The sequence below is a fragment of the Mesorhizobium sp. M0016 genome, assembly GCF_040324035.1.
Taxonomy (GTDB): Bacteria; Pseudomonadota; Alphaproteobacteria; order Rhizobiales; family Rhizobiaceae; genus Mesorhizobium.
Map to the genome: position 1 here is coordinate 30,444 of NZ_JAMYVM010000004.1, position 13,334 is coordinate 43,777.

12 protein-coding genes are annotated in these 13,334 nt (G+C 65.3%); 10 read left to right on the forward strand and 2 right to left on the reverse strand.

The window, feature by feature from the left end:
• Positions 1-176 precede the first annotated feature (176 nt).
• The 3 genes from NKJ88_RS07470 to NKJ88_RS07480 are packed head-to-tail and all read left to right on the forward strand — an operon-like array spanning position 177 to position 3,219.
• The gene (locus NKJ88_RS07470) at positions 177-1,469 is read left to right on the forward strand and encodes an ABC transporter substrate-binding protein (protein ID WP_352443882.1); all 1,293 of its coding nucleotides are present in this window, start codon (positions 177-179) and stop codon (positions 1,467-1,469) included.
• Positions 1,469-2,359: a carbohydrate ABC transporter permease gene (locus NKJ88_RS07475; protein ID WP_023824600.1), complete on the forward strand. Its 891-nt coding sequence runs from the start codon at positions 1,469-1,471 to the stop codon at positions 2,357-2,359. Before NKJ88_RS07470 ends, NKJ88_RS07475 begins: the two co-directional genes overlap by 1 nt.
• On the forward strand, positions 2,356-3,219 hold the full coding sequence (locus NKJ88_RS07480; protein ID WP_031199640.1) for a carbohydrate ABC transporter permease: 864 nt from the start codon (positions 2,356-2,358) through the stop codon (positions 3,217-3,219). Before NKJ88_RS07475 ends, NKJ88_RS07480 begins: the two co-directional genes overlap by 4 nt.
• A gap of 13 nt (positions 3,220-3,232) precedes the next feature.
• On the opposite strand, the gene NKJ88_RS07485 is transcribed toward NKJ88_RS07480, so the two are convergent.
• A complete protein-coding gene (locus tag NKJ88_RS07485) occupies positions 3,233-3,484 on the reverse strand; it encodes a hypothetical protein (protein WP_023824602.1) in 252 nt (83 codons plus the stop codon).
• 396 nt (positions 3,485-3,880) lie between these two features.
• On the reverse strand, positions 3,881-5,065 hold the full coding sequence (locus NKJ88_RS07490; RefSeq protein WP_023824603.1) for a Gfo/Idh/MocA family protein: 1,185 nt from the start codon (positions 5,063-5,065) through the stop codon (positions 3,881-3,883).
• Between the two features lie 86 nt (positions 5,066-5,151).
• Here NKJ88_RS07490 and NKJ88_RS07495 point away from each other — a divergent pair, with 86 nt between their 5' ends.
• The 7 genes from NKJ88_RS07495 to NKJ88_RS07525 all read left to right on the forward strand — a co-directional run bounded on the left by NKJ88_RS07495 (position 5,152) and on the right by NKJ88_RS07525 (position 13,269).
• A complete protein-coding gene (locus tag NKJ88_RS07495) occupies positions 5,152-6,039 on the forward strand; it encodes a MurR/RpiR family transcriptional regulator (protein ID WP_023714096.1) in 888 nt (295 codons plus the stop codon).
• Between the two features lie 79 nt (positions 6,040-6,118).
• Positions 6,119-6,901, forward strand: coding sequence for an SDR family oxidoreductase (locus tag NKJ88_RS07500; protein WP_023726487.1), 783 nt, complete (start codon positions 6,119-6,121; stop codon positions 6,899-6,901).
• Positions 6,898-8,433: a mannitol dehydrogenase family protein gene (locus tag NKJ88_RS07505; RefSeq protein ID WP_023824604.1), complete on the forward strand. Its 1,536-nt coding sequence runs from the start codon at positions 6,898-6,900 to the stop codon at positions 8,431-8,433. Before NKJ88_RS07500 ends, NKJ88_RS07505 begins: the two co-directional genes overlap by 4 nt.
• A gap of 22 nt (positions 8,434-8,455) precedes the next feature.
• Complete coding sequence (locus NKJ88_RS07510) at positions 8,456-9,370, forward strand: sugar phosphate isomerase/epimerase family protein (RefSeq protein ID WP_023824605.1); 915 nt, start codon at positions 8,456-8,458, stop codon at positions 9,368-9,370.
• A 78-nt stretch (positions 9,371-9,448) separates the two neighbouring features.
• Positions 9,449-10,483 carry an ABC transporter substrate-binding protein gene (locus NKJ88_RS07515; RefSeq protein ID WP_023824606.1) on the forward strand — a complete coding sequence of 345 codons (1,035 nt, stop codon included), beginning with the start codon at positions 9,449-9,451 and terminating at the stop codon, positions 10,481-10,483.
• A 267-nt stretch (positions 10,484-10,750) separates the two neighbouring features.
• On the forward strand, positions 10,751-12,301 hold the full coding sequence (locus NKJ88_RS07520; protein ID WP_352443883.1) for a sugar ABC transporter ATP-binding protein: 1,551 nt from the start codon (positions 10,751-10,753) through the stop codon (positions 12,299-12,301).
• A complete protein-coding gene (locus NKJ88_RS07525) occupies positions 12,298-13,269 on the forward strand; it encodes an ABC transporter permease (RefSeq protein WP_352443884.1) in 972 nt (323 codons plus the stop codon). The genes NKJ88_RS07520 and NKJ88_RS07525 overlap by 4 nt, the downstream gene beginning before the upstream one ends.
• Positions 13,270-13,334 lie beyond the last annotated feature (65 nt).

The following is a 13,334-nucleotide window of genomic DNA, read 5'->3' on the forward strand; positions in this document are numbered from 1 at the left end:
GCCCGCTCACGACATTGCAGTACCTGCATCCATTTGTTGCCTAACGATAAATATCCACATTCAAGCGCCGCAAAGAAATCTGTGACCGTACCATGTGAGACTTTTTCGCCAGCAAGCCCTTGCGTCGCCGCGCTGACTTGTCATAACGTCATTGTGAACCGATAGGAGGATGAGGAATGTCGTTTGCCTGGACGTCGAAACTGGCACTGGCCGCAGGCCTCGCCATCCTGCCCACCACCGGCTGGGCGCAATCGGTCAACATCTCCTATCTCACCCACTGGTCGCCGGAGACGGTCGCGCTGCTGGAAGCGGCGGCCAAGGATTATGCCAAGACCAATCCGGATGTCAGCGTCACCGTGCGCGCCGTCCCCTTCGGCGACCTCCTGACCACGCTGCGCTCGCAAGGCGGCGGCGCGGACGGCCCAACCATCGGCGGCATCTACGATCTCTGGTTGCCGGAACTGGCGCGCGACAAGCTGGTCGCGCCCGCTCCCGATGCGGTGGCCAGCGAGGTCAAGGCCGCCTGGCCGGCGGGCATCACCAGCGCCGCCTCGGTCGGCGGCACGCTGTACGGCATCCCCAACGAAATCGACGTCTATGCGCTGAACTATAACAAGGCGCTGTTCAAGCAGGCCGGCATCGCGGCGCCACCCAAGACCTGGGACGAGTTCAAGGATGCGGCCAAGAAGCTGACCAACAAGGATGCGGGACAGCAAGGCTTCGGCATGATCAATTCATGGGCCGCCGGTGTCGTCCACCCCTTCGCCTCGCTGCTGGTCTCCAATGGCGGCGACCTGGTCAAGGACGGCAAGCCGGTGCTCGACAGCCCGCAGGCCGCGGAGACTTTCCAGCTCTATGAAGACCTGATCAAGTCCGGCGCCAGCGTGCCTTCGATGGCGACAGCCGACGCCAACACCACCGGCCCCTTCCTCGACAATTTCGTCTCCGGCAAGACCGGCATGATAATCATGGCCAATTGGTGGGAAAGCGCACTGAAGGCCGGCATGGGCGACAAGTTCGCCGACATTGCAACGGCGCCGCTTCCCGTCGGCCCGAGCGGCGACAAGCCGCATTCGATCTCCTACTCCTGGATGACCGTGGTCAACGCCAATGCAGGTGCGGCCGAGCAGAAGGCGGCATGGGACTTCCTCGCCTGGCTGAACAATCCAAAGTCCGGCAAGAACGGCGCTTCCGCGATGTCGGATATCCTGATGTCGATGGGCATCCTGCCCTCACGCCTCTCCGACATCGAGGCGCACAAGGACAAGCTCGGCTCGGAATTCCTCTCCGGCTATGTCAGCGTGCTCACCGACGCCAAGCCGTTCCCTGTCGTGCCCGGCGGCCAGGAATTCTCGGAATCGCTGCAGCAGACGCTCGAGGCGTTGCAGTATGGCCAGGTCTCGGCCAAGGATGCGCAGGCGACGGCGCAGGCCGACGCCATTTCGATCCTGGAGCGCGCCGCCAAATAATGATTCAGAGGTACCGTGCCTCGGCGGGCATCATGCTGGCGCCCGCCGTGACGCTGATCGGCATCTTCGTCCTGTTGCCGATGCTGCTCACCGTCTGGCTGTCGTTCCAGGACTGGTCGACGCAGACACCGTTTTCCAGCGCCGGCTTCGTCGGCCTCGACAATTTCCGCGAGATTTTTGGGGTCTCCTCGGTCGGCCGCGATTTCAAGGCCGCGCTCGTCAACACAGCCGTCTACACCGCGCTCTCCGTCGTCCTCATCCTGCCTCTGTCGGTGGCCTTCGGCCTGATGGTTTACCAGCGCGACGTCGCCGGCGACACGGCGCTGCGCACGGTGCTGTTTGCCACCTACATGGTGCCGATGATCGCTGTCGCGCTGGTGTGGTCGAAACTCTATTCGCCGAGCGAAGGCCCTCTCAACCAGATGCTCGGCCTTATCGGCATCGGCCCGCAGCCTTTCCTGTCGTCGCCGCGCACGGCGCTGATCTCGATCGTCTTCCTCAATGTCTGGCAGCAGGTCGGCTATTTCACCGTGCTGGCGATCGCCGGACTGACGCAAATCCCCGGCAGCCTGTATGAAGCAGCAAAGCTCGACGGCGCCAACCGTTTCGAGCAGTTCCGCTTCATCACCCTGCCGCTGATACGGCGCACGCTGCTGTTCAGCGCCGTCATCGCCATCATCAACGCTGTGCAGGTGTTCGAGCCGGTTGCCCTGATCACGCAGGGCGGGCCGGTCGGCTCGACCAATGTGCTCACCTACCACATCCGCCGCGTCGGCATCGAGCGTGCGCAGGGTGGACTGGGTTCGGCCATGGCGGTCATGCTGATGCTGTCGCTGATTGTCGTCGTCTGCGCGCTGTTTGCCTTCGCCAACCGGAAGAACGACGAATGAGCGCGGGATCGTCGAGCCGGCTGTCGCGCCGGCGCCCGTCCGGCCACAAGGCGCTGCTGGCGACGCTGATGCTGCTGGTCGCCGTTGCCTCGGCCTTCCCGCTGGTGTGGATGGTGCTGTCGAGCCTCAAGACGCCGGCCGAGAGCATGCAGGTGCCGCCGGTATGGATCCCCCTTACGCCGAGCCTCGACGCCTATGAGAAGGTGTCGGGCGTGGTCAATGTCGGCCGCTCGATGTGGAATTCTCTGGTCATCGCCTCGATCACCACCGCCGGCATCCTGCTGACCAGCATGATGGCCGGCTACGCATTCGCCAAATACCACTTCCCCGCCAAGTCGCTGCTGTTTTCTGTGCTGATCGCCACCATGTTCCTGCCGCCGATCGTGACGTTGATCCCGCTCTATCGCCTGGTCGGCTCGATCGGCCTCAACGCCAGCCTCGCCGGCATCATCGTGCCCAATCTCGCCAACGCCTTCGGCATCTTCCTGATGCGCCAGTTCATCTCCGGCGTGCCCGACGACCTGATCGACGCCGCGCGCATGGACGGCGCCTCGGAGTTCTTGATCCTCTACAAGATCGTGGCGCCGAGCGTCGCTCCCGCAATCGCGGCTCTGGCCCTCTTCGCCTTCGTCTACCACTGGAACAGCTATCTCTGGCCGCTGACCGTGCTGCAGGGCAATGCCGACGCCTATCCGATCGTCATCAGCCTGAGCCGCCTGCTCAGCTACAACAGAGGTGCGGTCAACACCGGCCTGGTGATGGCCGGCGCGACGCTGGCCGTGCTGCCGCCGCTTATCCTGTTCGTCTTCCTGCAGCGCTTCTTCGTCGATTCCATCGTCGGCTCGGCGATCAAGGGATAGCTGCACCAAGCCTTCAAGCGCTCGGCCTGGTTCCGCCACAGATCAGATAGTAGCACTCGTCATAGCGCATATGGTCAGCCGCGCCCTTGTCCGGCCATTCGCCCGTGTCGAAACGGATTTTGAGAAGGCTTCTGCACTGCGCCACCTTCGCTGCATTGCTGTTCGGGAACAGGGTGACGAGCAGGCCTTGCGGAGCGCCGAAGGAAACCGCCGAGAGAACGAGGCAGCCGAGGCTGGCAGCAAGGAAGAGAGACAAGTTGCGCATTGTTACCGAATACGGCTGGGCCGATGCTCTGACAATGAACAACCCCTATCATGATTAACACATGCATAGCAGCGTTTTGCCCAGTAAAGCGACCGAAGAGTACTTGGCGCCCCGCCGCTGCCAGGTCTGCTGCGGCGGCGGTAGCGCCTTCGGCGGGTCAATCCCTTAGGGCAGCGCCAGTCCCCCACTCCGTCTCGGCTTCGCCGAGCCACCTCTACCCCCATGTTCATGGGGGAGAGGAAACGCCAACCGCCGGAGTCACTGCATCGAAAGACTTGGGTTTCATTTCCCATCAAAAAGCTTGGGATTTCCTCATCGGGGAGAGGTGGATCGGCGAAGCCGAGACGGAGTGGGGGACCGCCCTAGGCCGCTGGCCTCTACATCCGCATCAGCCCCTCACCCAAACCGCGCCGAAGTCCATGTCCCACCCGCCGCATTCGACTCCACCGCCGCAGCAACAAACTTCACCCCACGCGCGCCATCCACAACATCGGGCACCTGCGCCGCACGCGCCGGATCGACCACCCCACCAGAGCGATGGGCGCGAATGATATCGGCGGCGTCGCGGTAGAAATTGGCGAAGGCCTCGATATATCCCTCCGGATGCGCCGCTGGCATGCGCGACACGCGCTGGCTTTCAGCGGTCGAGCCGTGACCGCCACGCACCAGCGTGCGGGTTTCCTCGCCATATGGTGAGAAGCGCAATTCCTCCGGCCGGCCACCCGACCATTCGAGCCCGGCTTTGTCGCCATAGATGCGCACCGAGAGATCATTGTAGTGGCCGGGCGAGGTCTGGCTGGCGAGGATCGTGCCGCGCGCCCCGCCGGTCCAGCGCACCAGCACATGCGCATTGTCGTCGAGCCGGCGTCCCGGCACGGCAGTGAACAGATCGGCCGACACCGCCTCGGCCTCACAGCCGGAGATATAGCTTGCCAGGTTGAAGGCATGCACGCCGATATCGGCCAGCACCGCCGACTGCCCGGCGCGCGCCGGATCGGTGCGCCACTCCGCCTGCTTCTGGCCCTCGGCGTCGATCGGCTTGGTCAGCCAGTCCTGGATGTAGGCGCCATGCACGGACACGATGCGGCCAAGCGCGCCCGCCGCCACCATCTCGCGCGCCTGGCGGACCATGGCGTAGCCGGTGTTGTTGAGCGTGACGACGAAGCGACGCTTTTTCTCCCGCGCCAGCGCCACCAGCGCCTCGGCCTCATCCAGCGTCGTCGACAGCGGCTTGTCGCAGATGACGTCGATGCCGGCCTCGAGAAAGGCCGTGGCGATCGGCGCGTGCAGATGGTTGGGCGTGACGATGACCACCGCCTCGATGCCGTCCGGCCGCGCTGCTTCGGTTCGCGCCATCTCGCGATAGTCGGCATAGCTGCGATCCGGCGCGATGCCGATCTCGGCGGCCGATGCGGCGGCGTTTTCCGGGTCCGACGACAGCGCGCCGGCGACCAGCACGATCTGGTCGTCGAGGCGCATGGCGAGCCGATGCACCGCGCCGATGAAAGCGTTGCGGCCGCCGCCGACCATGCCGACCCGCAGGCGCTTGCCGGCTGATCCGTCCGATGTTGCGTAGACCATTTTCAAGCTCCTCCCGGCAGACCGCTTTCGAACACGATTTCCAATTTCCATATTGTAAAACGATCGTATCGCGCTAGCCTGAAATCATGAGTGGGGCAAGCAAGGCATCCGGACGGTCCAGCACCGACGAGGCGGCGACGCGCAAGCGCGGGCGCTCCCTGGCAGCACTCGGCTATATCCAGCCGCAGACCTATGAGGAGCTGCGCGCGGTGCTGTCGTCGGGCACGGTGCATTTCCCCAAGCGGCTGCGCCAGGTGGCAATCTTCCTGTGGCAGCATCCGAGCGACGTCGCGCTCGGCACCATCGCGCAGGTTGCGGCACAGGCCGGCGTGCAGCCCTCGACGCTGGTGCGCTTTGCCCAGATCTTCGGCTATTCCGGCTTTTCCGATTTCCAGGGCCTGTTCAAGGAGCACATCAAGGGCTCATGGCCGGAAGGGCGCGGCGAACCGCGCACCGAGACCGAGCCCAATCTGCATTTCCTGCACGGCATGGTCGGCGCGTCGCAGGCCTCGCTTGGCCGCATCGAGGCGGGCTTCGATGTCGCGAGTTTCGACAAGATGGTGGCGCTGCTGGCGGCCGCCGAGCTGATCTATGTCATCGGCTCCAAGCGCGCCTTTCCCGTCACCGCCTATCTCTCCCTGACACTGTCGCAGCAGGGCGTGCGCAATGTGCTGGTCGACAATGTCGGCTCCTCCGCACTTGACCAGATCGGCTGCATCAGCGGCCGGGATGCCGTGCTCGCTGTCTCGTTTAGCCCCTACAATTCGATCACGCCCGATCTCGTCGCGGTGGCGCATGAGCGCAAGGCGCGTATCGTCACCGTCACCGACAGCACCTTCAGCCCGCTGATCCCGCTCTCGGACAGCTGGCTGGAAGTGGTGGAATCTGACTTTGCCGGCTTCCGCTCACTGGCGGCCTCGCTCGCCGTTGGGATGGCGCTGGTCCATGGCGTGGCGGCGCGGCGCGACGAATGAGGCGTCACTGGTCCAATTGACTATCGGGAATTGCCGTTCCATATTTCTCAAAATAGAAACTTTATTCCCGGGAGGAGGAATGGAGATCCGGCTTGGCGGCAAGGTGGCTCTGGTCACCGGGTCGACGCAAGGCATTGGCCGCGCCATTGCCGAGACGCTGGCGCGTTCCGGTGCCGCCGGGCTGTTGGTCACCGGGCGCGAGAGGGCGCGTGGCGAGGCCGTGGCGGCCGAGCTTTCGCAATTGGGCACGCCGACCATCTTCGTCGCCGCCGACCTTGCCGATCCTGACGCCCCCACCCTTCTGGCGCAGGCCTGCATCGAGCGCTTCGGCCGCATCGATGCGCTGGTCAACGCCGCCGGCCTGACCGATCGCGCCTCTTTCCTCGACGCCAGCCTCGACGACTGGGCGTCACTGTTTGCCGTCAATGCGCGCGCGCCGTTCTTCCTGATGCAGGCGGCGATTGCCGACATGAAGCAGCGCGGCCAAGGTGGCGCCATTCTCAACATTCTGTCGATCAACGCCCATTGCGGCTCGCCGGAGCTTGCCGTCTATTCCGCCACCAAGGGCGCGCTGGCGACGCTGACCAAGAACGCCGCCAACGCCCACCGTTTCGACCGCATCCGCGTCAACGGCATCAATGTCGGTTGGACGGACACGCCGGCCGAACGCATCATGCAGGCGGAGACTTTGGGCAACGGCCCTGGCTGGCTCGAGAAGGCCAACGCCGCGCAGCCTTTCGGCCGGTTGCTGACGCCGGACGACATCGCCAGCCTCGCCGTCTTCCTGCTGTCCGACGCCGCCGGCCCGATGACCGGCGCGGTTGTCGACCAGGAGCAGGCGGTGATCGGAGCGAACCGGTGAGCGCTTCCATCGAAACGCTTGGGCCGGCGCTGCTCGATCGCTTGCCGGCATCGGTGCAGACACCGTCCTATGACCGTACGCTCCTGGCGCCCGGCATGGCGCATCTCGGCGTCGGCGCCTTCCACCGCAGCCATCAGGCCGAATACACCGACGATCTCATCTCGCTGCGCTTCGACCGCTGGGGCATCGTCGGCATCAACATCCGTCCGCCCAGCCTTGCCGACACGCTGGGACGGCAGGGCGGGCTCTACACAAGGCTGATCCGCGAGAACAGCCACATCGAGGCGCGCGTCATCGGCAGCATCGTCCGGGTGGTCGACAGCCAGGAGAGTGCGGCACCGGCGCTCGGCGTGCTGATCTCACCCGATATCGAGCTGGTGACGATGACGGTGACCGAAAAAGGCTATTGCCACATCCCGTCCAGCGGCGAACTCGACCTCGGCCATCCCGACATCGCACACGACCTCGCCAACCCCGAGACGCCACGCAGCGTGCCCGGCCTGCTGGTGCGGGCGCTGGAGCAGCGCAGGGCCACACATGGGCGGCCGCTGACACTGCTGTCCTGCGACAACATTCCGGCCAATGGCGTTATCCTGGCCAATGTCGTGCAGACCTTCGCCTGGCAGCGCGGCAATGGCTTGGCCGCGTGGATCGCAGCCAATGCCGCCTTCCCTTCGTCAATGGTCGACCGCATCGCGCCGGCGGTGACGCAGGATGACCTCGATAGTGTCGAACAATGGTTCGGCTACCACGATGCCGCCGCCGCTGTCGGTGAGCCGTTCCGGCAGTGGGTGATCGAGGAAAAATTCGCCGGCCGCATGCCGCGCTGGGATCTGGTCGGCGCCACCTTCGTCGACGACGTCACGCCGTTCGAGCATCTCAAGATGCGGGTGCTGAACGGCGCCCAGACGACACTGGCGACGCTCGGCGTGCTGGCCGGGCTCGAGCACACATCGGACGCCATAGCCAACCCGCTGCTGTCGGACTTCATCCGGCGCATGCTGGTCGAGGAGACGCTGCCGACGCTGATGCCGGTGCCGGGCGTCCTGCCCCTTGCCTATGTCGAGCAGAGCCTTGCCCGGCTGAAGAACACCGCGATCCGCCACCGCAACCACCAGGTCGCCACCGACGGTTCGCAGAAGATCGTCCAGCGCCTGCTCAACCCGATCCGCGACCGGCTCGCGATGGGCCAGAGCATCGGCCTGCTGTCGGTGCCGGTCGCCGGCTGGATGGCCTATCTGATCCGGGCCTCGGATCGCTTTGAAAGACGCTGGCCGGTGTCGGACCCCTATGCCGGCAAGGTCGCCGCGATCGCCGACGCCACCGGCCATGATGCACAGGCGCTGGTGTCCGCCATCCTTGCCATCGACGGGATATTCGACCCCGGCCTTGCCGCCGACGATACGTTCCGCGCGGCCGTCACATCGGCGCTGGGCGACCTGCTGTCGGACGATCCGATGGCGGCTGTCCGGCACAGTCTTGAACAAGATGAGGTCGCGAGGTTGAAGCGATCCAAACAATCGGCATTATAGTCGTCGGGTCTAGGGAGGCAGAATGAAACTTGGAGTTCTTACAGCACCGTTTGCGGAGACGCCGCTTGGCGAGGTCGCCGACTGGGCGCACTCGGCCGGCTTCGAGGCGCTGGAAATCGCCTGCTGGCCGAAGACCTCCGGCGCGACGCGACGCTATGCCGGCACCAGCCATATCGATGCCGCTTCCACCTCGCCCGCGCAGGCCAAGGAGATCGTCGCTTCGCTGACGGAGAAGAAGCTGACGGTCTCCGGCCTCGGCTACTATCCCAACCCACTGCATCCGGACCCTGCCCATCGCGAGGCCGTCATCGGCCATCTGAAGAAGGTCATCGTGCTGGCCGCCAATATGGGCGTGCCGGTGGTCAACACCTTCTGCGGTGGCGATGCCTCGAAGACCGTCGACGTCAACTGGCAGGACGCGCTGAAAGTCTGGCCCGAGACCGTCGCCTATGCGCGCGGCCACGGGGTAAAACTCGCCTTCGAGAACTGCCCGATGATCTTCAGTTATGACGAGTGGCCGGGCGGGCACAACATCGCCTATTCGCCCTACATCTGGCGGCGCATCCTCGAGGCCTGGGGCGGCGAGGTCGGCATGAATTTCGACCCCTCGCATCTGGTCTGGCAGATGATCGACCAGGGCCGCTTCATCAAGGAGTTCGGCCCCTACATGCTGCATGTCCACGCCAAGGATTTGATGATCGATCATGATGGTTTGTATGAGCGCGGGATTCTTTCCGCCGGGATTGGCTGGCAGGTGCCGCGCATGCCGGGATTGGGCGATGTCGACTGGAGCGGCTTCTTCTCCGGCCTCTACCGCGCCGGCTATGACGGCTCGGTCATCATCGAACATGAGGACAGGCGGTTTGAAGGCAGCGACGATGCGGTGAAGCGGGGCTTCCTGCTCGCCCGCGACGTGCTGCGCCCCTTCGTCAAATGACGAGGTGAATGACTTGGTCCGATCCTGCCGAAGGGTCTGGCCCTGAGACGAAAAACAACAATGTGGAGGAGTACTGACATGAAGAAAATACTGACCATGGTCCCGTTGCTTGCGGGCGCTGCCTTGCTGGCATCGATGGGCGTGTCGTCGGCCGAAGCCAAATATACGATCGGCATTTCCAACACCGTGCAGGGCAATGGCTGGCGCGAGGAAATGGTCTGCGCCATGAAGGCGCAGGCGCTGGCTTCGGGCGAAGTGACGAAGCTCAACATCGCCCACCGCAACACCGATGCCGCCGGCCAGCTCGAAGACATCCGCAATCTGATCAGCGCCAAGGTCGACGCCATCGTCGTCAACCCCGCTGATCCCGCCGGCATCAAGGCGGGCCTGGAAGAAGCCACCAAGGCCGGCATCGTCGTCGTTGCCGTCGACCAGGCGGTGACCGAACCGTCGGCCTACATCATCTCCAACAACCAGGAACAGTATGCCTATCTCGGCGCCAAATGGCTGTTCCAGCAGATGGGCGGCAAGGGCGAAGTGTTCTACATGCGCGGCGCCGCCGGCGCCTCGGCCGATAGCGATCGCGACAAAGGCTTCAAGAAGGCGCTGGCCGAAAACCCCGGCGTGAAGGTGGCGCAGGAAGTCTTCACCGGCTGGCAGCAGGATCAGGCCAAGCAGCAGATGCTGTCGTTCCTGGCCACCGGCACGCCGTTCAACGGCGTGTGGACGTCGGGCATCGACAACGTCATCGTCGACGCGCTGGTCGAATCGCAGGCGCCGCTGGTACCGGTGGTCGGCGCTGACAATGCCGGCTTCGTCGGCCAGCTGAGCTCGGTGAAAGGTCTCGTCGGTGCAGCCGTCACCAACCCCGGCTCGATCGGCGGCGCGGGCGTGACGCTGGCGCTGCAGATCCTCGACGGCAAGAAGCCGGCGCAGCAGACCGTGCTGGTCGACCCGCAGCTGTGGGACAACGCCACCGACGAAGGCAAGGCCAAGCTGAAGGCAGCCGCCGACCCGTCGCTGAGCCCGGAATGGCCGGTCTCGATCTCGATCCCTGAGTGGACGACGTACACCAAGGAGCAGATCATCGCGTGCAAGGGGCCGGGGGAGTAAGGCTGGGCTTGAATGAATTAGCGAGGACGGCGAACTCCGTCCTCGCTATACAGACTAGCGCTCTACGGCGCCCCCCTCTGTCCTGCCGGACATCTCCCCCACAGGTGGGGAGATTGGCTGTCATCTCGGCTTTCGCTAATTTTCTACGTCGCAAGACGAGGGGCGGCGCCGAAACTGCCAATCTCCCCCCTTGTGGGGGAGATGTCCGGCAGGACAGAGGGGGGCGCCGTAGAGTGCCAGCAAGAGAATTTCTGAGCGGACATCGATTTGACCACCAGCCCCCTCCTCGACGCCACCGGCGTCGCCAAGAACTACGGCGCGGTTGCAGCACTTCGCAACGCGTCGCTCTCCGTGCTGCCGGGCGAGGTCCACGCGCTGATGGGCGCCAACGGCGCCGGCAAGTCGACGCTGGTGAAGATCCTCACCGGCGCCATTCCGGCGAACGCCGGCCGCATCCTGATCCGCGGCGAAGCGCGCGACATTCGCTCGCCGGCCGCCGCGCGCCGCGCCGGGCTGCTGCCCGTCTACCAGGAGCCGTCGCTGATCCCCGATCTCGACGTGCTGTCCAATCTCAGGCTCACCGGCACGCCGGTCGAGCCGTTCCGCGCCTGGGTGCGCGAGCTCGGCATTGCCGACCTCGATCTGCGCGACACCGCGCGCGACATCCCGCTCGCCGTGCTGCGCGTGCTCGACCTGGCGCGGGCGCTCGCCGTCGAGCCGGACGTGCTGCTGCTCGACGAGATGACGGCGGCCCTGCCCGCCAACCTCGCCGAAAAAGTGCTGGAAGTGGTGCGCCGCCAGGGCGATGCCGGTCGCGCGGTGATCTTCATCTCGCACCGCTTCGTCGAAATCTCCGCACTGTGCGACCGCGCCACCGTGCTGCGCGACGGCGAGACCGTCGGTGTCGTCGACATCGTACCCGGCGTCGAGGAAAAGATCGTCGAGCTGATGCTCGGCACCCGCATCGTGAAAACTCATGTCGCCGCCCGCAGCGCCGCCGAGAAGGCCGCGCCCGCAGCTGCCCGGCCGCGCATCTCCGTGCGCAATCTCCGCGTCGGCGCCAAGCTCAGCGATGTCTCCTTCGATCTCGCCGACGGCGAAGTCGCCGGCGTCGTCGCGCTCGAAGGCCAGGGTCAGGACGAGTTGTTCGCCGTCCTTGCCGGCTCGATCCGGCCCTCCGGCGGCACCATCGAAGTCGATGGCCAGCCGGTGAAATTCTCGCATCCGATCGACGCCATCCGCGCCGGCATTGCCTATGTGCCGGGCGACCGCTCGGAAGCGCTCGCCATGCAGCGCTCGGTGCGCGAAAACATCGCCCTGCCTTTCAGCGCTGCCTTGCGCAACTGGGGTCCGATCAACATGCGCCGCGAACGCGCGACCGTGCTCAGCGCGATCGAGCGGCTGCAGATCGACACCCGCGCGCAAGGCGAGGTGCAGCGCCTGTCCGGCGGCAACCAGCAGAAGGTGACCATCGCCCGCTGGATCGCGGCGGATGCCCGCACCATCCTGTGCTTCGACCCGACGCGCGGCATCGATGTCGGCACCAAGCAGGAGATCTACAAGCTGCTGCGCGAGCTCGCCGACAACGGCAAGTCGGTGCTGTTCTACACCTCGGAACTGGAAGAGGTGCAGCGCGTCTGCGACCGCGTCATTGTCATCTTCGGCGGCCGCCTGGTCGACATTTTTCCGGTCGAGGAGGCCGACGAGCCGGCGCTGATGCGCGCCGCCTACGGCCTGCCGCGCGGCGCCAAGGCCGACATCGGCATATTGGCCGATCCCACGGCCGACGCTTCGGCTTCGACGGAGCCAACGCCATGAGCCATTTCCTGCGCCGCCAGGGTTGGGTTGTCGGCCTCTTCGCCCTGCTCATGATCCTGTTCATCGCCACCAGGATCATCCAGCCGGCCTATGACAGCAATGATTTCGGCTCGCTCGCCCGCGCCGTTCTGCCCTATGCCTTCGCAGTCGCCGCGCAGACGGTGGTCGTCATCGCCGGCGGCATCGATCTGTCGGTCGCCGCCATGATGGCGCTGACCAGCGTCACCGCGGCGGCGATGATGAATGGCGCGAGCGAGGAATACGCGCTGTTCGTGGTGCCCTTCGTGCTGGCCATCGGTTTCGTGCTCGGCGCACTCAACGGCCTGCTCATCGTCGTCACCCGCGTGCCCGACATTGTCGTGACGCTGGCCATGCTGTTCGTGCTGCAGGGTGCAGCCCTGCTGGTACTCGAAGCGCCAGGCGGCGGCATCGCCGAATGGCTGAAGGCGCTGATCTCTGGCACCGTACCGATCCCCGGCCTGCCCGACGCCATAGACGCCTGGCTGCCCAAGGCGCTGCTGGTGCTGATCGTGTGCCTCTGCGTCATCTGGATACCACTGAGGCGCTCGCGCCTCGGCCTCTCTATCTACGCCATCGGCTCTAGCGAACTGGCGGCGTTCCGCTCCGGCGTGCCGGTCAAGCGCACTCGCATCATCGCCTATGCGCTGTCCGGCCTGTTCGCCGCCTTTGGCGGCCTGGCGCTGACCATGAGCACCGGCATCGGCGCCCCCATCCCCGGCCCCTATCTGCTCGCCAGCGTCGCCGCCGTGGTGCTGGGCGGCGTCGCGCTCGGCGGCGGCAAGGGCGGCCTGCTCGGCCCGATCGTCGCCGTCTTCGTGTTGCGCCTGGTGCGCACGGATTTGACGCTGCTTGCCATCGACCCGAATGTCACCGCCATCATCGAGGGGCTGATCATGGTGGCGGTGGTGATGTTCGGCGCGTTTATCACGATGCGGGGGCGGCAATGATGGGAGGGCTGTCGCAGAGAGACGTCGGCGTTCCTTCGCGCCCCCCTCTGTCCTGCCGGACATCT

What these genes read in the sequence shown, in the direction of transcription:
- NKJ88_RS07480 (WP_031199640.1), top strand. Translation starts at nt 2,356, where the DNA reads ATGAGCGCGGGATCGTCGAGCCGGCTGTCGCGCCGGCGCCCGTCCGGC.
- NKJ88_RS07510 (WP_023824605.1), top strand. Translation starts at nt 8,456, where the DNA reads ATGAAACTTGGAGTTCTTACAGCACCGTTTGCGGAGACGCCGCTTGGC.
- NKJ88_RS07515 (WP_023824606.1), top strand. Translation starts at nt 9,449, where the DNA reads ATGAAGAAAATACTGACCATGGTCCCGTTGCTTGCGGGCGCTGCCTTG.
- NKJ88_RS07470 (WP_352443882.1), top strand. Translation starts at nt 177, where the DNA reads ATGTCGTTTGCCTGGACGTCGAAACTGGCACTGGCCGCAGGCCTCGCC.
- NKJ88_RS07525 (WP_352443884.1), top strand. Translation starts at nt 12,298, where the DNA reads ATGAGCCATTTCCTGCGCCGCCAGGGTTGGGTTGTCGGCCTCTTCGCC.
- NKJ88_RS07485 (WP_023824602.1), bottom strand. Translation starts at nt 3,484, where the DNA reads ATGCGCAACTTGTCTCTCTTCCTTGCTGCCAGCCTCGGCTGCCTCGTT.
- NKJ88_RS07495 (WP_023714096.1), top strand. Translation starts at nt 5,152, where the DNA reads ATGAGTGGGGCAAGCAAGGCATCCGGACGGTCCAGCACCGACGAGGCG.
- NKJ88_RS07500 (WP_023726487.1), top strand. Translation starts at nt 6,119, where the DNA reads ATGGAGATCCGGCTTGGCGGCAAGGTGGCTCTGGTCACCGGGTCGACG.
- NKJ88_RS07475 (WP_023824600.1), top strand. Translation starts at nt 1,469, where the DNA reads ATGATTCAGAGGTACCGTGCCTCGGCGGGCATCATGCTGGCGCCCGCC.
- NKJ88_RS07490 (WP_023824603.1), bottom strand. Translation starts at nt 5,065, where the DNA reads ATGGTCTACGCAACATCGGACGGATCAGCCGGCAAGCGCCTGCGGGTC.